Origin of the sequence: Ferrimonas sediminicola (assembly GCF_005116715.1) — a bacterium.
GTDB classification, from domain to species: Bacteria; Pseudomonadota; Gammaproteobacteria; order Enterobacterales; family Shewanellaceae; genus Ferrimonas; species Ferrimonas sediminicola.
This window is the reverse complement of record NZ_SWCI01000009.1, coordinates 72,986-92,537: the sequence shown is the minus strand read 5'-3', so window position 1 is coordinate 92,537 and position 19,552 is coordinate 72,986. Positions and strand designations below refer to the sequence as shown.

The window sequence follows — 19,552 nt, the reverse complement described above, 5'->3', positions numbered from 1 at the left end:
ATGCGAATCCTTCACCTGGTGAGACAGTTTGCTCCGGCCGTCGGTGGACTGGAGAACTTCGTCCGCTGCCTGGTCCGGGAACAGCGCCGACAGGGGGTGGACGCCCGGGTGCTCACTCTGGACCGGGTGTTCCACCAAGACCAGCCCCCCTTGGCCGATCAGGAGCTGGTGGACGGCATACCGGTGATCCGCATCCCCTACCGGGGCAGTTACAAGTATCCCCTGGCGCCCTCGGTGCTCAAACACCTGGCCAGCTTCGACCTGATCCACGTCCACGGCGTGGACTTCTTCGCCGACTTCCTGGCTCTCACCCGCCGCCGGCATCGCAAGCCCCTGTGCCTCTCCACCCACGGCGGCTACTTCCACACCAAATTCGCCCAGAGTTTTAAACGGCTCTACTTCCAGCTGATCACCCGGTACACCCTGAGCGCCTACACCAGGGTATTTGCCTGCAGCGTAAACGATGAGGCCCTGTTCCGCCCCCTGGCCGGCGACCGGCTGCAACTGCTGGAAAACGGCGTGGAGCTGGACAAGTTTACCGATGCCGGTAGCAAAGCCTGGACTCCCCATCTGCTCTGCCTGGGGCGGTTCTCGGACAACAAACGGATCGACCGGCTGCTGCTCGTCATGGACAGGCTGCGGCGCCGACACCCCGACGTGCGGCTGTCTATCATCGGACGCGACTGGGACGGCAACCTCGATGCACTGCTGGCGCTGAGGGCACAGCTGCAGCTTGAACCCTGGGTCAGCATCGAGACGGACCTCGACGACGCGGCGATCCGGAAGAGGATTGGTACAGCCAGCTTCATCGTCAGTGCCTCTGAGTACGAGGGGTTCGGCCTGACTCTGGTCGAGGGGATGTCCGCCGGACTCATTCCCCTGGCCTCCCCCATCCCCAGCTTTCGCCGCATCGTGGAGAGGGCCGGGATCGGCACCCTGGTGGATTTCGACGCCCCGGAGGCGGCGACCGATCAACTGCACCAGTTTATGCTTGGGTGCCGCGACGGCTACCCACAGCTGCGTCAACAGGCGATGACCGCGGCACAGCGCTACGCCTGGCCGGGGCTGGCCAGCCGCTTCATCCAGGCCTACCGGGAGCAACTCACCGTGCCCAGGGTGATCCAGGGGGTCGCGATGGACGCCCGCAGTGGTGAAGAGATCATCCACCACCTGGATGACGCCATCGACAGCCATACGCCGGTCAAGATGGCCTACGCCAACGCCCACACCATCAACCTGGCCCGGCAGGACGGTGAGTTTCGCACCATCCTCAACCGATTCCTGGTGGTCAACGATGGCGTCGGGGTGGAGATCGCCAGCCGCTGGAAGTATGGCCGAGGCTTCCAGGAGAATCTCAACGGCACCGACTTTACCCCAAGGTACCTGGCGGAGAGCCGCCACCAACTGCGGGTGTTTCTGCTGGGAGCGGATCAGCAGAGTGTTCAGGGCTGCTTTGAGGTGTGGCGCAGCCGGTTCCCCCGGCACCAATGGGTCGGTTTCCATCACGGCTTTGCCCCGGAGTCGGCCCAGGCCGGGATCTGCGATACCATCCGCCAAAGCGGTGCCAACCTGGTGGTGGTCGCCATGGGCAATCCCCGTCAGGAGCAGTGGATAGAGACGCACCTGGAGGCCACCGGCGCCACCCTGGCCATCGGCGTCGGCGCCCTGTTTGATTTCACCGCCGGCAGGGTCAGCCGGGCACCGCCGTGGATGAGAGCCATTCGGGTCGAATGGGCCTATCGGCTGGCCCAGGAACCCAGGCGGATGTGGCGCCGCTATCTGCTGGGCAATCTCAGCTTTCTGTTCAACGCCTGGGGAGATCAATCGTGACCGGCACCCCTGATTCCAGCCAGACGAGAACGCGTAAGCGGGTGCTGCACCTGGCAGTGGAGTACCCCTCGCTGAACCGGGACTCCAACACCCCGGCCGTGCGCCATTTTATCCGGGCCAACCCTGATGTGGACTACCGGGTGTTTGCCCTGAGGCGCACCAGCAACCCTTTTGCCGTCAACGCCCTCGAAGGGGATGACGAGGGCGATCCCAAGGTTACGTCGATGCAGTACTGGGGACTGCCCTGGGGCATGCTGCTGTTCCTCTCCATGACCCTGCTGGCCTGGCGCATACGCCGCCAGATTCGCCGTGAGCGGCTCCACGTCGACCTCGTCCATGCCCACAAGTTTGCCTTCGAGGGGATCGCCGGCTGGTGGCTGTCACGTTGGCTTGGGGTTCCCCTGGTGCTGTCGGTCCGAGGCGAGGCGGAAGCCAAGATCCTCAGGTTCAAGCCCCACTACGACCTGTTTTTCCGCCGCCAGCTCCGGGATGCCGCACGCATCTACTATGTGTCGGCCTGGTTCAAGCCTCTGCTCAATGCCAGATTCACCATCGACCCCAACAAGCAGAAACTGCTGCCCAACTTCGTCGCCGAGCGTCACTGGGTGATCACCCCGGACTTCAGGGAGGATCACCTGGTCAGCATCATGGATCTCAATGTGCTGAAGAAGAAGGGGCTGGCGAAACTGCTGACGGCGGTGGCGCGGTTGGCGCCCCGCCATCCCAAGCTGAAGCTGGACATCATCGGCGGAGGCAGCGGTGCCGCCATGCGCCAGGCCCGGCAGATGATCGCGGCACAGGGGGTCGAGGACAGGGTCACCCTTGTCGGCGAGATGGACAACACCCAATTGCTGGCGCAGCTGCCGCGCTATGGCGGCATGGTGCTGCCCAGCGTGGATGAAACCTTCGGCATGGTCTACGTCGAAGCCCTGATGAGCGGCGTGCCCATACTGCACTCCAAGGAGACCGGCATCGACGGCTTCCTGGAGGAGATCCCGGCGCGGGTGATGGCCGATCCCTATTGTGATGACTCGGTGGCAGAGGCGATGGAAAGGCTGCTGAGCAGCCAGAGAGATTACCGGGAATGGCTGCTGGCCCACCAGGATGTTGTTGCCGAGAAATTCAGCCGACGCTCCCATATCGAGGAGTACAACAGGGATCTCAGCCTCTCTACCCTGCTCGGCACCGTCGGTGATGCCGTTTCCTGAGGCGCCGCTCGTCGTCAACGCCGAACACCCAGGACACAGAGTGCCCCGGACGCGCACAGCCCCCTTTCCGGTGCCGGGTGGCACAACCTAATTCAACCAAGATCAGCGGGCTTCAAGGACTTTCATCCTGACTGGTTTCACCGGTCAGGGGCAGCTTCTGACTCTTCGCCGGCCTGATGGGAACCAGGGACGACCGAAATCCCCACAGATCTTTCGCAGCCCGGAGAAGGACATAGCCCAGTATCACCCAGGCATGCCATTGAAGCAGCTGCGCCAACTGGACACCACCAGCCAGCCAACACACCAGCAACAGCATGATCAGCAACAGCCCGTTCATCAGATGCAACGGCATCCCCTTGCGCTCGCCGCCAAACCGGTAGGTCACATAGGGGATCCACTTGGAGACACTGTGGGTAAAGCAGTAGAGGGCGCCGACCAGCGATGTGGAAAAGATCACCAGATAGCCGGCGGTTCTGGCCAGCTGCAACAGCAGCATCGGCACCACTCGACCCCGCTCCCGGATGCGGTTGAACCAGGCGAACACCACACGCACCGCCACAAGCAGTGACATGAAGACCATCCACACCGCCGCGGCGCTCTCCATCGGGGTCGGGGCCAGATTGCTGGTGATCCAGCTCAGGTCCCTGGCCAGCCAGGCGCCCGGAAGGGCAAACAGGGCCGCACAGCTCCAGGCAAACCATGGACGGAAGGCCTCGGCGAGTGACCCATACTCCGGACTGACCTTGGGCTTCTCCTCGTAGAGCAGTCCCAGCCGGTCATTTTCGAAATAGCCGATCTCATAGGCGCTGAAGTAAGCCAGCAGGAAACAGAACAGGCTGGCGGCAACCGACAGCGGCTGAGCGCTGCCCAGGGCGAACACCAGAAGCAGCGTCAGGTAGTCGTGGCCGAAGATGACGCGGCTGATGTAGCTCTCCGTCGGCCGCTTAACCTTCTTGGTATACACCAGCGGCAGCATCGGCTCCAGCCCGGCTCGCAGGGGTCGGCTCTCGGGCCACTGACACAGCAGACCGACAGAGCAGGCTTCCAGCAGATCCCGATCCAGCAGGCTGTCGGTCAGGCACCAACTGGCGGCCAGGCGCTCCCGCCCGAGCAGGCCGCGAAGCTCCGCCGCCTTTCCCCTCATCCTCAGCTCCACGGTGTTGTCCAGGGTGGAGCTGAGCAGCAATGGCCACTCCAGCTTTGCAGCATCCAGTATCGGGCGAATAATGAAATCGAAGCCAAAGCTGACCAGATGCACCGGCCCCCTGTGGCTTCGGAGCAGCGCGCACAGCGGCTGATTCAGGTAATCCGGCCCTAGGGAGTGGGCGGCCCGCTGCCACTGGCTGCGGCACCAGGGAAACAGTAAGAGGACAACCCTGATGCGCAACAGATCCCGCGAGTGCCGGTGTCCCCCGCGGGTAAACCAGCGCCACGGCTGCAGCAGGTCGAGCAGCTGCAATACCATGGACACCAGCAGCGCCGGGCGAACACAGGCAATAAACTGTTCGGTGGAGTTGGCCAGCCACAGGGTGTCGTCGAAATCCACCAGCAGCAGTGCCTCCTCCGGGCAAGCTGACAGCCTGGTGGCCAGCTCCCCGGGTGTGGTTCGGGAGAAGGATTGCTGCGCCTTGGTCTTCGAATGTCCCAACGGTTTCTCAGGATCCGCCACTCACCCTCCTCCGTTTTACCTGTGCCATTTCGCTAAGTTTAGGCAGCCTCCAAACGAGGCTCCAGCAAAGCGGGTAAATTCAGCGGCGGGTTCCCGCTGTATCTTCCTCTCAGACAGGATCTATTCCGAGATCTGGATCACGCAAAAATCCTGCTTAAGACAAACATTCATTACTGATAAAGAACGTTTTACGCATGGTAAATAACAAAATTTTTACCACTCATGGATGTCTCTGTTTTAAGGTTGGATAATTGCACTTTTGCTTCAAAATAACCCAATAAATCCAAATATTAGGTTGTTTTATGATCTCTTGTTGGGCATTCTAACCTCGCCTTCGGGCCCTGGGGTCGCTCGCACACCATAAGGGTGGTTACGCCAATGTTGCGAGCGACAGGTATATCCACGACAGCAGACAAAGGCAAACTTGGCGAAAGCCAAGGACGCAACATTTCCGGTCTAAAGGCTCCGGCCCAAGATAGCGGGATTACCTCATGTCGATGGTGTACTGTGGACACACAACTCCTTGTAAAGAAGAGAGGTTGTGTCTTGTTGTCGCAGTCCCTCACTGACGTTGCCGTTTTGTCTGCCTACTTTTGAGGCTTGTCATGATTGCTCGGCAGTTTTTTTGGGGGAAGTCACTAAGGCAGGGTGGCTCGCTAGCGCACACCTTTGTTTTTATTTTCCTTTTCTCTATTTTTTTCACTTCGACCGTTTCGGCATCCGACGCCGTCTATTTCAGCGGTAAACATGCCTACGCCAAAATCGATACCTGGAAGCCCAGTGGCTCCTACAAGGTCATGGCCTGGTTTGCCGAGCTGGATCCAACCGCCAGTAACAGGTCGATTCTCCTCAGTTCCTCCTCAACCAGAGAATTTCTCTCTTTTACCCACAATAGCGTACAAGGCCAGTGGGGAGGAGAATACCCCGGAATCTGGAACAAATTCGACTTCAACGCCTCCCGCTACCTGGAGATTCAGGTGGATTACGGCAAACTCACCGCCAGCGACGGTGTGACCAGCGCCACTGTCTCCAACAGCGCCATCACCCCGACCGCCGTCAGCTTTGACCGGCTGTTCCGCCGCGGCAATAACGATTACTCCCAGGGTGCCCTGCAGGGGCTGGCGTTGATCGACCTGGGAAATGCCGCCAACTCGCGCGCCTTCGCCTTCCATCAGGGACAAGGCATGACCGAGGTGGGTGGCAGCGCCTCGTTCGCGCCCCTGGTAAAGGTCGGCAGCGGCGACTGGCGCACCGGCCCCCATACCATCGGCAACCCCTCTGCTGAGCATTTTGATGACGGCCAGTGGGATGCGGCATTCGGCAACGGCACGGTAGACCCGGTCGAGCCCACCGATCCGGTGGAGCCGACCGACCCGGTGGCCCCCACTCCTGCGACCCAATCCGCCGCCGCCCGCTTCAACGGTACCAACGCCTATGGCGAAATTGCCTCTTGGCAGCCCACCGGTAAGTTCCGGGTTATCGCCTACCTGAGCGAGCTGGATCCTGCAGCCGGCACCCGCACCATCCTGCTGAGCGACTCCCGCTCCAAGGAGTTCATCGGCCTGAACCACGGCAGTGTTCAGGGACAGTGGAACGGCCAGTTCCCCGGCATTTGGAACAAGTTCAGCTTCAACACCACCCGCTACCTGGACCTGACCGTCGACTTCGGTAAGATCACCGCCAGCGACGGACTGGTGACTCACACAACCAGCAACAGTGCCATCGACCCCACCAGCGTCGGCTACAACTGGTTGATGCGTCGTGGCGGCAAGGACTACTCCCAGGCCGGTGTTCAGGCGCTGATCCTGATGGACCTGGTGAATCCTGCCAACTCCCGGGCCTACGGCTTCGACAACGATCAGGGCCTCGCAGAGGTTGGTGGTGCCAGCGGCGTGAATAGCCTCAAAGGTGTTGGCAGCAGCGACTACTCCGCCGGTCCCCACCTGGTGACCAATCCCGACCGCAGTGTCTTCAGCGATGCCGATTGGCAGGCAGTTTTTGGCAGCGGCGATAGCACCGACCCGGTGGATCCCATTGACCCGACAGATCCGACTGATCCGACCGATCCCACCGATCCCGTTGAGCCTACACCTCCTGCGATCGCAGCTCAGGCGGTTCGCTTCGACGGTGTCAACAACTACGGTGAAATTGCCCCATGGCAGCCCAAGGGCAAGTTCCGGGTTGTCGCCTGGCTGGCCGAACTGGACAGCGACGCCGGTGCCCGCAGCTACCTGCTGAGCAATTCCGCCACCTCGGAGTTCATCGGCTTTACCCACAAAGATGTGCAGGTGAAGTACGGCAGTGACTTCCCCGGCGTCTGGGGCAAATTCGACTTCGCCGGCCAGCGCTACATCGATGTGACCATCGACTACGGCAAGTTGACCGCCAGTGACGGTGCCACCACCGCCTCCGCCAGCAGCAGCACCATCGACCCGACTGCGGTTGCCTTCGACTGGCTCTACCGCCGCAACGGTAGCTACTCAAAAGGTGCCCTGCAGGCGATCAGCCTGATCGATTACGCCGACCCTGCCAACTCACGCACCTACGCCTTCGACGCCGAGCAGGGCATGGTGGAGTTGGGCGGCAACAACGGTACTGTGCACAACACCAGCAGCTCTGACTACTTCCAGGGCGACCTGACCGTGTCCAACCCCGAGCCGACCCACTTCGGCCAGGCTCAGTGGGACGCGCTCTACCCTGCCGGTGACGGCGCTGAACCGACGGATCCGACCGACCCCACGGACCCGACCGACCCCACAGACCCAACCGACCCCACGGACCCTACTGATCCGGTTGACCCGGTTGATCCCCCGGTCACCAACCCGGATGCGGACCTGCTGCTGCCTGCCGACGCCAAGGCGGTGCAGTTCAGCGGCAACGGTGCCTATCTGGACCTGCAGACCTGGCAGCCCGGCGGTGAGTACCGGGTGGTTGGCTGGCTGGATCAACTGGACAGTAACGCCGATGCCAAGAGCTACCTGGTGAGCGGCAATGGCAACTACCTGGCGTTCAGCCACCACAGCGTGGAGGCCAAGTTTGGTGGATCCGTGGTTCGTATCGACAACCGCTTCGCCTTCGACCAGACCCGTTACGTAGAGATCAACGTCAAGTCGGGCGTACTGACCGCCTCCGACGGCCAGACCACGGTATCCGCCAACAACGGTGCGGTATCCACCAGCGCCAGCTTTGATGCCTCTTTCCGCAACGGCAGCAGCTACAGCAGCGGTGCCCTGCAGGCCCTGGCCCTGATCGACTACAGCAACGACAGCAATGTCCGTGGCTACACCTTCAACGCCAGCCAGGGCGTGATCGAAACCAAGAGCAACAGCACCGACGCCAGCTACCTGGCCAATGTGGGCTCCGGCGACTTCCTGACCATCAGCCAAAACGTGGTGGCCCCACGCCCTCTGCTGGCCACTCAGGCAGAGTGGGACGCCCAGTTTGAGAAGGTGTATGGCAACGGCAGACCCTTGCTGAACACCACCAATGGTAACGATCAGAAAAAGTTTGCCTGGGAGGGCCACTACTGGTTGCGCTCCTACCTGACCATGGCCAAGACCTTCAACGACGACAAGTACCTGGACTACGCCGTTGAACTGATCGACCACATGTTCAACTACACCGACGAGAAGCGGGTTGCCCGTGGCGAGCTGAACCTGGGCAGCCAGCCCTATAACCTGGCGCCCAAGTACTACCTCAACAACCCAGGCAAGGCCGCTCCCGGCTGGCGTCGCCCCTACAACGGCTGGCGTATCGAGGTCCTCAGTGACGGTCAGATCCTCAACGGCATCACCCGGGTGGCGGACTACATCAAGTCGGCCAACAAGACCCAGTACACCGCCAAGGCGGACCAGTACCTGGCCGAAGCGGCGCGGATCATCCGCAGCCACGACTCCTCCTACAGCACCACCAAAAACAGTGCGATTCAGGGGTCCTACTTCTACGTCAACTACAAAAACAGCGACTACGGCGACTCGGGGCTGTTCTCCAACCCCATGCCTTACAACCACGACATGACCATGGGCATCGCCATGATCTATGTGAACAAGTGGCTGGATGGCGGTGAGCCTGTGATGGCCCAGCGGGTCCGGGAGATCCAGGGCTTCTTCAAAGACCATCTGCGCTACAACAGTGACGGCACCTGCTCCTGGGACTACGCCTTCAACAGCAGCGGTGACAACAAGCTGGAGGACGTAAACCACGCCCACCTGGATGTCGGCTTCATGGTGACCGCCTACAACGAGGGCTACGCCTCCGATGACAGCGACCTGAGGTGTCTGACCAAGACCCTGACTGACAAGGTGTTCATGGCACCCGGCATGCTGCACTACGACGTCGCCGGCGGCGGCATCAGCGCCCGCTGGGACCAGATCGCCACAGGTTACGACTGGTCTGAACTGGCGCCCTGGGATGCCCGCGTTACCGAGATCAACAAGCACGTGCTGCGCCAGTACGGCAAGGTCACCTGGTACCGGCCCTACCTGGCCTGGGCCCAAGTGCTCCACTGGCAGAACAAGTAACCTCTCCCAACACCAAGGCGGCCTCAGGGCCGCCTTTTTTGCGACCTCAGAGGAGGGAGGGCCAGCAAGAAGCCCACTTAAGGCGCTGGACTACGGCGTTCGCCGGAGGGACATTGTGCGAATGCCGCTGGAGTGCTTTCAGAGAACAGCTACGCAAAAAACCGACTCACGAAACTGAGTCGTTTTTTTAAGTAGTCGGCCAGAGGGATTTGGCCCGGTCGGCGTCCCGGTCCGACCCAAAGCGCCCCGCGCGTTTCAGGGTCGAAATAACGAAAAAAGGCCCTAACTTACCGTTAGAGCCTTTTCTCAAATAGTGGTCGGCCAGAGGGATTTAACCCGGCCGGCGCTCCGGTCCGACCCAAAGTGCGAAGTACTTTTTAAGGGGCGGAGAAAGCAAAAATCCCGCAGTCCTTCCGAACTGCGGGATTTCTTGAAAAGTGGTCGGCCAGAGAGGATTCGAACCTCCGACCCCCGACACCCCATGACGGTGCGCTACCAGGCTGCGCTACTGGCCGACAACGAGGACGCATATTACCCTGTCCCCGGGGAATTGCAACCTTTGAACGCCCGAGTGCTATATCTTTACCCAATTCCTCACTTCAACGGTGAATATTACGACAAACATGCTGGAATCCGGCGATCTTCGGCAAGTCGGAGCATCCGTGTCCCTGCGAGCCAGGACGCTGGGCTCCGGCGTTCGCCGGAGTGACATAGTGGGAACACAGCCCAGTCAGCCGCCGGGGTGCAAAATCCACTCACCTGACGCCCCCTAGAGACGCGACCTGACCCACCGCCCCCGGCCAGGGTCCGATCAAAAGCGCCCCGCGCGTTTCAGGGTCGAAATAACGAAAAAAGGCCCTAACTTACCGTTAGAGCCTTTTCTCAAATAGTGGTCGGCCAGAGGGATTTAACCCGGCCGGCGCTCCGGTCCGACCCAAAGTGCGAAGTACTTTTAAGGGGCGGAGAAAGCAAAAAATCCCGCAGTCCTTCCGAACTGCGGGATTGCTTGAAAAGTGGTCGGCCAGAGAGGATTCGAACCTCCGACCCCCGACACCCCATGACGGTGCGCTACCAGGCTGCGCTACTGGCCGACAAAACTGATTTTTCACTCCAGAGCTCGCAGTTGCTTCTGAAATGTTTTGACCCGGAGTACCAAGGACTTTTCAGGGTCGAAAGTCATCGAAGATCTTTTCTCTTCAATGACTTTAAGAAAAAGTGGTCGGCCAGAGAGGATTCGAACCTCCGACCCCCGACACCCCATGACGGTGCGCTACCAGGCTGCGCTACTGGCCGACAACGAGGACGCATAATACTCCGTCCCGGCAGATTTGCAAGGGCCAAAGGTTCAAATGGTCTATCTTTGCCCAGCGCCGTAGTCAAGCGCTGCATTTCACATCAAAGCCTGATTATATTGTGTCTAAATGACTAAAAATTAACGCATTGAATCGCCGTCCGGGATCCGGTTCAAAGCAAAAAATGGTGACTGAGTACCTTGAACAACTCGGTCCCCTGGCGCACGCTCGCCGAGGCAAAGTGCAGAACTGGGATCACCGCCTCGGGCAGCGTCAGTTCCCGGCTCTCCCGGTCGCCGGTCATCAGGGCATCGAAGTGCCAGACCCGCGCCAGGGGCTCGCCGGGCGCCAGCGGTTGCCCCAGGGTGGCCAGGTATTCAATCTGGCCGCCACAAGGACTGTAGACCGCCCGGTAATCGTCCAGGTAACAGGCATACTGAGTCATCTCCGGCAGCGGGACATCAAACTTGGGCAGTGCCCCACGATGCTGAAGGTAGCGGACGATGCCCAGGGCATCCCGGTAGGCATCCTCCACATTCAGGTACTCCTGGGATCCCAGCTCCAGGGTAAAGGCATCCACCATCACCGGAAACGCCCTGCCCTGCTTGGCCAGGGCCTCGGACAGCTGCCACCAGGGGCTGAAGCTGGCCTCATCCATGGCCCCGGCAAAGTCACTGGGGATCAGGATGTTGAGAGGAATATTAAACAGGTGCGCCCGCTCCCTGGCGTACTCGGGCACATAGAGGTGGCGGGCGGAGATGGGACCAGTGTGCAGGTCCAGCACGATGTCTGCCTCCAGGGCCATCTTCTGCAGCCTGAGCGCCAGGTGCTGACCGCTCTTGACACCGAAGGGCGATGCCAGCTTGTCCTCGATCTGGCGGGCGATCCCCTGCCGCAGGGCCTGGGCAAGTTCCTGCTCACTGGCGTCCGCCATGTCCCGTGCCAGTTGCTGCACCAGTGCCGGATCGAAGTGATACTGACGGTTCCAGTTCTCGCCACTGACAGGATCGAAACGTCCCAGGGTGAACTCGCCGCTCTTCTGATTGATGCCCAGGGGATTGGCCATGGGAACCAACACCACATCCCCAAAGGGGGGATGGGTCTTAAACAGCTGCACCAGGTGGTGGATCACCCCGTTCCCCTGCACCTCGGCACCGTGGACATTGGCCTGGATGTAGGTGCGCGGGCCACGTCCCTGCCCCTGAAAACGAATCACCGGAACGGTGATATCCGTCCCCGTCGCCTGTTGGCCCACAACCAGTGATTGGGTGGTGACTGTCATGACCTGCTACCGCCTAGAGGGAAAAGCCCCACACTAGGCCAGTGTCCGGTGAAAATCCAGAGTCATGACGCCATTTGGGTTTGAACGCCAAACTGATACACTGAGCCCTTGCGGTATGAAACGGATAATGACGGAGCGACCATGTCGTTAGCGGACCAGCTTTTGAAAGCGGGCCTGGCCGATAAGAAATCGGTACAGAAGGCCAAGAAAGAGAAACACAAGCAGCGTAAAACCAAGCAGGCGGTGACCGATGAGTCCAAGCAGCTGGCGGAGCAGCGCAAGCGGGAGCAGCAGCAGCGCGACCGTGAGCTGAATCGCCAGAGGCAGGAGGAGGCCGAGGCAAAGGCGATTCTCGCCCAGATAAAACAACTGATCGACACCAGCAAGCAGGATCGCAGCAGAGGCGACATCGCCTACAACTTCAGCCACGATGGCAAGATCACCAAGGTCTATGTCACCAAGGCCCAACAACAGCAACTGATTGCCGGCCAACTGGGCATCGTCATCCAGGAGGAGAGCTATGAGCTGGTACCCTCCAAGGTGGTGGAGAAGATCGAACAGCGTGACCCCGCCATGGTGATTCCTCTGGCCAAGAAGGAGGAGAACACCCCGGAGGAGGACGACCCCTACGCCGACTACCAGATCCCCGACGATCTGATGTGGTAACCCAGAGGGCCGGCCCTTGCCGGCCCCTCTTTTTCCCGCCCGCCATCGAAATCGCCCAATGGCTGCTCAACTCTGACTCAGTGTGCCAATCGACTCTTGCCAAGGCTCAACACCGCCGTTTACTTGACCAGGATCACACAACAAATCTCTGACAGTGCAACAAAATATTGACGGTGATAAATTTTCCGGATCAATATTCGCCAATGGATTTGGGTGGTTGAACAGGAAGCAGGGCCAGAGTCTGTTGGCCCTATTTGTCCTTTTACTCCTGCCGTTCTGGACTCAGGCCGGAACCGTGGAGATGCGGGTCTTCTATATCGAGGACGGCGGCAGCGACCTTGCCGTTTACGACATCGCCCGGATGAGCCCCGCTCAATGGCACCCTCTGACGGACAACACCGCCCGCTTCGGCCTGTCTGACTCCACATTCTGGCTGAAAGTCTCCCTTACCAACCACTCGGAATACCCCAGGACCCGGCTGCTGGAGTTTGGCTCCGCCACTCAGGACTACATCGAGGTCTTCTCCGAGCTGGCAGGCCACCACTCGATGGGCGACCGGGTCCCCTTCAGCCAACGGCCGCTGCAGAGCGTTACCCCCACCATCGAACTGACCCTGGCCCCCCACGGGAGCAGCGATGTCTGGGTCAGACTCGATACCGCCAGCGGCTTTTTCGAATGGATACCGGTGCGGCTGCACACCAAGGAGGAGTGGGCTCAGACCCAGCTGGCACAAAACTTCCTGCTCGGCATGTTCTTCGGCTCGCTGGCGATCATGCTGGTGTATGGACTGACCCTGTCCATGGTGTTGAAAAACATCAACTTCATTACCTACAGCGCCTATCTGTCTGCGGCACTGATCTGCACCTTCGTCTATTACGGCTTCGGTTTCCGTTGGCTGTGGCCCAGCTGGCCCACCCTGAATTTCTGGGCACTGCAGATCAGTTACACCGGCCTGATTCTGACCTCGGCCCTGTTTGCCGAACGCTTCCTCAACATTCGTCAACACTACCCAGTACTACACCGGCTACTGCAGCTGCTCAGCGGCCTGCTGCTGGTGGCCATGTTGCTGACCCTGACTGGCGTCCCCCGGGCCACTATGGCGATGCTGGTGCCGCTGTCGATGCTGATCCTGGCGCTGCTCAGCGGCTGTGCCGCGGTGACCGCCTGGCGGCTGCCCGGCTGGACCAGTCTCCTGTTCCTACTGGCCTGGCCCAGCCTGCTGATCTGCATCGGCCTGAGCTTTGCCAATGCACTGAACTGGGTGCCCATCGCCCTGGATACCAAGTATCTGCTCAGCGGCCTGTTTACCGTGGAGATGCAGTTGCTGGGCATCCTTATCTCCAGGCAGTTCTACCGACTTAGAAACGATCTGCTCAGTGCCCGCAGTGACACCTCCCGCCAGACCAACCTGGAGGTGATGGCCCGCAACCGGGAGCTGGAGGTGCTGAATCAGAAGCTCAAGGAGCAGGCCTACCGGGATCCGATGACCGGTCTGAGAAACCGTCGCAGCTTCCGCTACGCCCTGGACAAGCTGGAGATCGAGGTCAGTGGCCAGGCCCGGGCCCTGGTGCTGATCGATCTGGATCACTTCAAGTCGATCAACGACCGCTTTGGCCACCAGGTCGGTGACAAGGCGCTGAAACACGCCGCCGGGATCATCGATCGGGCGGTCTCCCTGGTGCATGGACAGTGTTTCAGGGTGGGGGGTGAGGAGTTTGCCGCCATGTTGACCGCGCCGGACCAACCCGGGCTGGCGGCCCAGTGCGAGATGATCCGCCTGCGCCTGGCCCAGGCTCCCCTGACGCTGACGTCCGGTAGCCTGCCCATCACCGCCTCCATCGGCATCAAGATGGTGGATCCAGGTCAGTTCGAATCCTCCCGGCAGATCTACCAGCAGGCGGATGCCGCCCTCTACCGGGCCAAAAGGCTGGGGCGAAACCGGGTGTGCGAAGCGGGCATTGGCAGCGAGTTCAGCGACACTCCCCTGCCCGCCTGACCCCGGCGGCCACAGGGCCCCAACCGGGGTCCCGTGGCATCGCCCAGACTACTCCGGCACGATCCACCGCACCCGGAAGTTAGCCTGTTCATCCTGGGCCAGCTTGTCGGTGAGCCAGGGAAGCAGTTTCAGCATCTGCTGCTCGAGGGTCCAGGGGGGATTGATGACAATCATGCCCGAGCCAGTCATGCCAAACTCGTGGGTGTCACCGGTGACGTTCAGCTCTATCTGCAGGATCTTGCGGATCCCGCTGGCTTCCAGGGCCTTCTCCAGGCGGTTGATCTCCTGGCGACGCACCACGGGATACCAGATGGCATAGGTGCCGGTGGCCCAACGCTGGATCCCCTGTTTGACCCCCTTCACCAGGTCCTGGTACTCCCCCTTGAGCTCGTAGGGCGGGTCGATAAGCACCACGCCGCGTCGCTCCTGCGGTGGCAACGACGCCTTGAGGCGGGCGTAACCATCCTCCTGATACACCCGAACCCGACGATCCCTGGCGAACTCCTGTTTCAGAAGCGGAAAATCACTGGGGTGCAGCTCGGTAAGCACCATGCGGTCCTGGTCGCGGATCAGTGCCCGGGTCAGCAACGGACTGCCCGGATAGTAACGCAGGTTACCACTGGGGTTGAGGGCCTTCACCGCCTTCAGGTAGGGGTGCAACTCCTCGGGGCAGTCCTCTCCCCACAGGCGGCCGATGCCATCGACATACTCGCCGGTCTTCTCCGCATGCTCCGAGGTCAGATCGTAGCGCCCGACGCCGGAGTGGGTGTCATGGGCGACGAAGGGCTTCTCTTTGCGCTTAAGGGATTCAAGGATCAACGCCTGCACCGTGTGCTTAAGGACATCGGCGTGGTTGCCAGCATGGAAACTGTGGCGGTAGCTCAGCATGGTGTTTGAGGCTCATGTGGATTGCAATCGGCGCAGTATATCAACTTGCCCGCAGCGCAGGGACACAAATCTGCCGGTTTAGGCCCAACTCGTGACAGGCTGATTATACTTTACCCCACGGCTTTCGGTTGCCCGCTCCGTTGGGGCGCGAGCGCAAACGGGAGAGGACCATGACCAGACACTTCTACCTCGCCAACAGCTTGTGGGAGCTGGGCCAGATCGAAGCCCAGCTGGAGCGGCAGGGCCTCAGCCCGGCCCAGATCCATGTGGTCAGTGACAAGGGCAATCTGGCGACGCGGTTTCACCTGCAGAATGGCAGTTCTCTGCTGTTCCTGGAACTGGCCCACTTCACCCTCAAGGGAGCCAGGATCGGTGCACAGCTGGCGCTGCTGTGCCTGGCGCTGGCCAGCCTGTTTGACGTGGGCAGCAGCAATGTCGGCTGGCCCCCCTTCCTGCTCCTCTCGGCCATCCTGCTGGGGTTCTGCGTCTGGGAAGGAGGCCTGATCGGCATCTGTGCCCCCTACCAGCTGCGATGCCGCTACCACCACTCCATCGAGCGGGGGCAGCACCTGATGCTGGTGGATGTGGAACAGGCCCAGGAGGCTGGGCTCTCCAGGGTGCTCGAGCAACACCCTATGGTTATACCCCTGGGCCGAGGTGCTGGGGTGGAGTCCGGCGCGGTGCGAATGCAGCACTGGTGGCTGAAGCACCCGTTGTGGTGACCGCCAGTTCAGGGGGGCCTCCGGACAGATCCCCCACGTCAGCGTTCGAAAGCGCGCTCATAGTCCGGGCTGACAGCCCGACTCAGTCTCCGATAACGAAATGGGTCAGACGCAACAGCTGGGTGTAGTCCGACTCCATTGCCATCAGCGCCACCAGCACCAACAGCGTCAGGGGGGGCACCAGGATGGCGTAGATCAGTGCCAGCCTCTCCCACATCATGTGCATGAACACCGCCACGATCAGCCCGGCTTTGAGTAGCATGAACAGGATGATCAACGACCAGCGTAGCATCCCCTGCAGACCAACGTAATCCACCATATAGCTCATGGCGCTGAGGACAAACAGCAGCCCCCAGATCTTGAAGTAGAGGCCGATGGGGTGCTGCTGTCTCAGGTCACTCGAATGCATACTCCCTCCTACCACAGATAGAAGAACGCGAAGATAAAGACCCAGACCAGGTCAACAAAATGCCAGTAGAGGCCGGCGGTCTCGACGATGCCGTAGTCGCCGCTGGCCTGGTAGTCACCCCGGCGGACCTTGTTGGCCACCACCAACAGCAGGATCACACCGATGGAGACGTGCAGGCCGTGGAATCCGGTGATCATGAAGAAGGCCGCCCCGAACTGGGAGGCGCCCATGGGGTTAGCCCAGGGGCGCACCCCCTCTTCAATCAGCTTGCTCCACTCGAACGCCTGCATCCCCACGAAGCTGGCCCCCAGCAGTGCGGTCGTCACCATCAGCGCCGCCGCCACCTTGCGGCTTTTGCGATAGCCGTAGTTGACCGCCATCGCCATGGTGCCGCTGGAGGTGATCAGGATGAAGGTCATGATGGCGATCAGCAGCAGTGGTACGGTGGCGCCGCCCACGGTCAGGGCAAACACCTCGGAGGGCACCGGCCAGGGGACGGTGGTGGACATCCGCGCCACCATGTAGCCCACCAGGAAGGAACCGAATATGAAGGTGTCACTGAGCAGGAAGATCCACATCATCGCCTTGCCCCAGGAGACCCGGAAGGTACGGCGCTCGCCGGACCAGTCGCCCACCAGCTGTTGCAGGGAACTCATGTTAGCCTCCTACGTCTATGCCACACAGGGCCGCCAACACCTTGTAGGTGGCCGGCGGCCGACTGACCAAGGCGAACAGCACGCACCAGATCAGGAACAGGTAGTGCCAATAACGGGTCAGCAACCTCAGTCGCCGGTCGCCGCTCTCCCGCCACAGCTGCGGCAGAATCAGGGCGACCACCAGCAGCGCCGCCAGCAGGTGCAGGGCATGCAACCCGGTCAACAGAAAATAGAATCCGGCAGCCGGCCCGCTCTGCAGGCCAAAGCCCTGCTCGGCGAAAGATTGCCACACAGACCACTGGCCGATGAGGAACAGCAGCGCCAGGGCCAGCCCCAAGGCCACCGCCGGCCGGCCTCCGCCGTCACGCCGCTGCAGGCAGGACAGCTGCATCACCAGGGAGGACCCCAGCAGCACTAGGGTATTGATCCACAGGGGGGTCAACCGGAACAGCGGCTGCCAGGGCTGTTCGGTCAACGGCTGCCAGTCCGGGGACTGGGAGCGGATGATGGCGGAGAGCATGAACAGCGTAAACAGCGAGGTGATCACCGCCAGAGCGACCCACAGGCCCACGGAACCGGCGTCCCTGTGGGCGCCCGCCTCGGGCAGCTGCCCCGAATCCTGCCAGGGCTTTTGCGTCAGGGTGTGCAGCAGTTTCATGGGCTGGCCTCCGACTGAAGGTTAGCCTTCAGGGCATCCCCACCCCGCCAGGGATCGGTCTGCACCACCATGTCCTCCGGGTGGCCCGGGACGCTGTAGTCGTAGGCCCAGCGGTAGACCACCGGCAGCTTGGGTCCCCAGTTGCCATGACCGGGCGGCAAGGTGGGGGTCTGCCACTCGAGGGAGGCGGATTGCCAGGGGTTGGGCCTGGCCCTGGGACCGCGCACATAACTCCAGGCCAGGTTGAACAGGAACAGCAGTTGCGCCACACCGACTATCAGGGCGGCGACGGTGATGAAGGCGTTGATGCTGTGGGCCTCAGGGGGAATGAAGGCGTAATCGTCGTAGGCGTAGTAACGCCGGGGCAGTCCCAGCACCCCCAGGTAGTGCATCGGAAAGTAGATGGCCCAGGTGCCGAGGAAGGTGATCCAGAAGTGCAGCTTGCCCAGGCCTTCGTGGAGCATGCGGCCGGTGACACTGGGGTACCAGTGATAGATACCGCCGAAGATCACCAGGATCGGCGCCACCCCCATCACCATATGGAAGTGGGCCACCACGAAGTAGGTGTCGGACAGGGGCAGATCCACCACCACGTTTCCCAGGAACAGCCCGGTCATGCCGCCAAAGACAAAGGTGAGTACGAAGGCGACGGAGTAGAGCATGGGCACCGTCATCCGCACGTTGCCTCGCCACAGGGTCAGCACCCAGTTGTACACCTTGATGGCGGTGGGTACGGCGATGATCAGCGTCGACACCGCGAAGAAGAAGCCGAAGTAGGGGTTCATGCCGGAGACATACATGTGATGGGCCCAGACCACGAAGCTGAGCACCCCGATGAAGACGATGGCCCAGACCATCATCCGGTAGCCGAAGATGGTCTTGCGGGCATTGACGCTGATGAGATCCGACACTATGCCGAAGGCGGGCAGCGCCACGATGTACACCTCTGGATGTCCGAAGAACCAAAACAGGTGCTGGAACAGGATGGGACTGCCACCGCCGTAGTCGGTGGCCTGTCCCAGTGAGATCAGTTCGGGCATGAAGAAGCTGGTGCCCAGCAGCTTGTCGAACAGCATCATCACCGCACTGACAAACAGGGCCGGGAAGGCCAGCAGTGCCATGATGGTGGCCATAAAGATCCCCCACACCGTCAAGGGCATCCGCATCAGCGTCATCCCCCGGGTGCGCGCCTGCAGCACCGTGGTGACGTAATTGAGTCCGCCCATGGTGGCCGCCACGATAAACACCGCCAGGGAGACCAGCATCAGCACAATGCCGCCGTCGACGCCCGGGGTGCCCTGTAGGATCGCCTGGGGCGGATAAAGGGTCCAGCCGGCACCGGTGGGTCCGCCGCTGACAAAGAAGCTGGCCATCAGGATCAGCACCGCCACCAGGTAGGCCCAGTAGCTGAGCATGTTCAGGAAGGGGAACACCATGTCCCTGGCCCCCACCATCAAGGGGATCAAGTAGTTGCCAAAACCCCCAAGGAACAGGGCGGTAAGCAGATAGACCACCATGATCATCCCGTGCATGGTGATCATCTGGTAGTAGGAGGCGGGATCGATGAAGTCGAACTGACCCGGAAATCCCAGTTGCAGTCGCATCAACAGAGACAGCACCAGGGCCACCAGGCCGACGGCCACCGCGGTCAGGGTGTACTGGATGGCGATCACCTTGTGATCCTGGCTGAATACGTATTTCCGCCAGAACCCAGTGGGCGCCGGATGGTCAAACTCCTGGCTCATACTCGCCTCCC

At 61.1% G+C, this 19,552-nt stretch carries 13 protein-coding genes, 3 tRNA genes and 1 riboswitch; of the genes, 6 read left to right on the top strand and 10 right to left on the bottom strand.

The genetic code is table 11. The features are described 5' to 3' along the window. Together FCL40_RS13770 and FCL40_RS13765 are read left to right on the top strand one after the other, a co-directional pair. Positions 1-1,830, top strand: a complete 1,830-nt coding sequence (locus FCL40_RS13770; protein ID WP_136853884.1) for a WecB/TagA/CpsF family glycosyltransferase — start codon at positions 1-3, stop codon at positions 1,828-1,830. After that, positions 1,827-3,038 (top strand): glycosyltransferase, encoded by a 1,212-nt coding sequence (locus FCL40_RS13765; RefSeq protein WP_169307130.1) that lies wholly within the window; start codon positions 1,827-1,829, stop codon positions 3,036-3,038. The genes FCL40_RS13770 and FCL40_RS13765 overlap by 4 nt, the downstream gene beginning before the upstream one ends. A 112-nt stretch (positions 3,039-3,150) precedes the next feature. Here the strand turns inward: FCL40_RS13765 and FCL40_RS13760 are convergent, their stop codons facing one another. Continuing rightward, positions 3,151-4,686 (bottom strand): hypothetical protein, encoded by a 1,536-nt coding sequence (locus FCL40_RS13760; RefSeq protein ID WP_136853882.1) that lies wholly within the window; start codon positions 4,684-4,686, stop codon positions 3,151-3,153. 428 nt (positions 4,687-5,114) lie between these two features. After that, a riboswitch (cyclic di-GMP riboswitch) is annotated at positions 5,115-5,199 on the top strand. A 485-nt stretch (positions 5,200-5,684) separates the two neighbouring features. Between FCL40_RS13760 and FCL40_RS13755 the strand changes: the two genes are divergently transcribed. After that, positions 5,685-9,227: a hypothetical protein gene (locus tag FCL40_RS13755; protein ID WP_136853881.1), complete on the top strand. Its 3,543-nt coding sequence runs from the start codon at positions 5,685-5,687 to the stop codon at positions 9,225-9,227. 438 nt (positions 9,228-9,665) lie between these two features. Here the strand turns inward: FCL40_RS13755 and FCL40_RS13750 are convergent. The 4 genes from FCL40_RS13750 to FCL40_RS13735 form a co-directional block, all read right to left on the bottom strand. Next, a tRNA-Pro gene (locus FCL40_RS13750) sits at positions 9,666-9,742 on the bottom strand. 499 nt (positions 9,743-10,241) lie between these two features. Then, positions 10,242-10,318 (bottom strand) — tRNA-Pro (locus FCL40_RS13745). 125 nt (positions 10,319-10,443) lie between these two features. Continuing rightward, positions 10,444-10,520 (bottom strand) — tRNA-Pro (locus FCL40_RS13740). A 171-nt stretch (positions 10,521-10,691) separates the two neighbouring features. Beyond that, positions 10,692-11,801 carry a M14 family metallopeptidase gene (locus FCL40_RS13735; protein ID WP_136853880.1) on the bottom strand — a complete coding sequence of 370 codons (1,110 nt, stop codon included), beginning with the start codon at positions 11,799-11,801 and terminating at the stop codon, positions 10,692-10,694. Between the two features lie 141 nt (positions 11,802-11,942). On the opposite strand from FCL40_RS13735, the gene FCL40_RS13730 reads away from it, so the two are divergent. Then, positions 11,943-12,467: a DUF2058 domain-containing protein gene (locus tag FCL40_RS13730; RefSeq protein WP_136853879.1), complete on the top strand. Its 525-nt coding sequence runs from the start codon at positions 11,943-11,945 to the stop codon at positions 12,465-12,467. Positions 12,468-12,768: 301 nt separating this feature from the next. Further along, positions 12,769-14,463: a sensor domain-containing diguanylate cyclase gene (locus FCL40_RS13725; RefSeq protein ID WP_136853878.1), complete on the top strand. Its 1,695-nt coding sequence runs from the start codon at positions 12,769-12,771 to the stop codon at positions 14,461-14,463. A 48-nt stretch (positions 14,464-14,511) separates the two neighbouring features. Here the strand turns inward: FCL40_RS13725 and FCL40_RS13720 are convergent, their stop codons facing one another. Beyond that, positions 14,512-15,351, bottom strand: coding sequence for a 23S rRNA (adenine(2030)-N(6))-methyltransferase RlmJ (locus FCL40_RS13720; RefSeq protein ID WP_136853877.1), 840 nt, complete (start codon positions 15,349-15,351; stop codon positions 14,512-14,514). 170 nt (positions 15,352-15,521) lie between these two features. Here FCL40_RS13720 and FCL40_RS13715 point away from each other — a divergent pair, with 170 nt between their 5' ends. Then, positions 15,522-16,073: a hypothetical protein gene (locus FCL40_RS13715; RefSeq protein WP_136853876.1), complete on the top strand. Its 552-nt coding sequence runs from the start codon at positions 15,522-15,524 to the stop codon at positions 16,071-16,073. An 82-nt stretch (positions 16,074-16,155) separates the two neighbouring features. Here the strand turns inward: FCL40_RS13715 and FCL40_RS13710 are convergent, their stop codons facing one another. Genes FCL40_RS13710 through FCL40_RS13695 form a run of 4 tightly spaced genes read right to left on the bottom strand, consistent with a single transcriptional unit; the run spans position 16,156 to position 19,541 of the window. Next, entirely contained in the window at positions 16,156-16,482 is a 327-nt protein-coding gene (locus tag FCL40_RS13710; RefSeq protein WP_136853875.1) for a cytochrome C oxidase subunit IV family protein, read from the bottom strand. A gap of 8 nt (positions 16,483-16,490) precedes the next feature. After that, positions 16,491-17,138 (bottom strand): heme-copper oxidase subunit III family protein, encoded by a 648-nt coding sequence (locus tag FCL40_RS13705; RefSeq protein ID WP_136853874.1) that lies wholly within the window; start codon positions 17,136-17,138, stop codon positions 16,491-16,493. A 1-nt stretch (position 17,139) separates the two neighbouring features. Then, positions 17,140-17,796, bottom strand: a complete 657-nt coding sequence (locus FCL40_RS13700) for a cytochrome c oxidase subunit 3 (protein ID WP_136853873.1) — start codon at positions 17,794-17,796, stop codon at positions 17,140-17,142. After that, positions 17,793-19,541 (bottom strand): cytochrome c oxidase subunit I, encoded by a 1,749-nt coding sequence (locus FCL40_RS13695; RefSeq protein ID WP_136853872.1) that lies wholly within the window; start codon positions 19,539-19,541, stop codon positions 17,793-17,795. The genes FCL40_RS13700 and FCL40_RS13695 overlap by 4 nt, the downstream gene beginning before the upstream one ends. Positions 19,542-19,552: the final 11 nt, after the last annotated feature.

What these genes read in the sequence shown, in the direction of transcription:
- FCL40_RS13735 (WP_136853880.1), bottom strand. Translation starts at nt 11,801, where the DNA reads ATGACAGTCACCACCCAATCACTGGTTGTGGGCCAACAGGCGACGGGG.
- FCL40_RS13700 (WP_136853873.1), bottom strand. Translation starts at nt 17,796, where the DNA reads ATGAAACTGCTGCACACCCTGACGCAAAAGCCCTGGCAGGATTCGGGG.
- FCL40_RS13770 (WP_136853884.1), top strand. Translation starts at nt 1, where the DNA reads ATGCGAATCCTTCACCTGGTGAGACAGTTTGCTCCGGCCGTCGGTGGA.
- FCL40_RS13720 (WP_136853877.1), bottom strand. Translation starts at nt 15,351, where the DNA reads ATGCTGAGCTACCGCCACAGTTTCCATGCTGGCAACCACGCCGATGTC.
- FCL40_RS13730 (WP_136853879.1), top strand. Translation starts at nt 11,943, where the DNA reads ATGTCGTTAGCGGACCAGCTTTTGAAAGCGGGCCTGGCCGATAAGAAA.
- FCL40_RS13710 (WP_136853875.1), bottom strand. Translation starts at nt 16,482, where the DNA reads ATGCATTCGAGTGACCTGAGACAGCAGCACCCCATCGGCCTCTACTTC.
- FCL40_RS13725 (WP_136853878.1), top strand. Translation starts at nt 12,769, where the DNA reads ATGCGGGTCTTCTATATCGAGGACGGCGGCAGCGACCTTGCCGTTTAC.
- FCL40_RS13715 (WP_136853876.1), top strand. Translation starts at nt 15,522, where the DNA reads ATGACCAGACACTTCTACCTCGCCAACAGCTTGTGGGAGCTGGGCCAG.
- FCL40_RS13695 (WP_136853872.1), bottom strand. Translation starts at nt 19,541, where the DNA reads ATGAGCCAGGAGTTTGACCATCCGGCGCCCACTGGGTTCTGGCGGAAA.
- FCL40_RS13705 (WP_136853874.1), bottom strand. Translation starts at nt 17,138, where the DNA reads ATGAGTTCCCTGCAACAGCTGGTGGGCGACTGGTCCGGCGAGCGCCGT.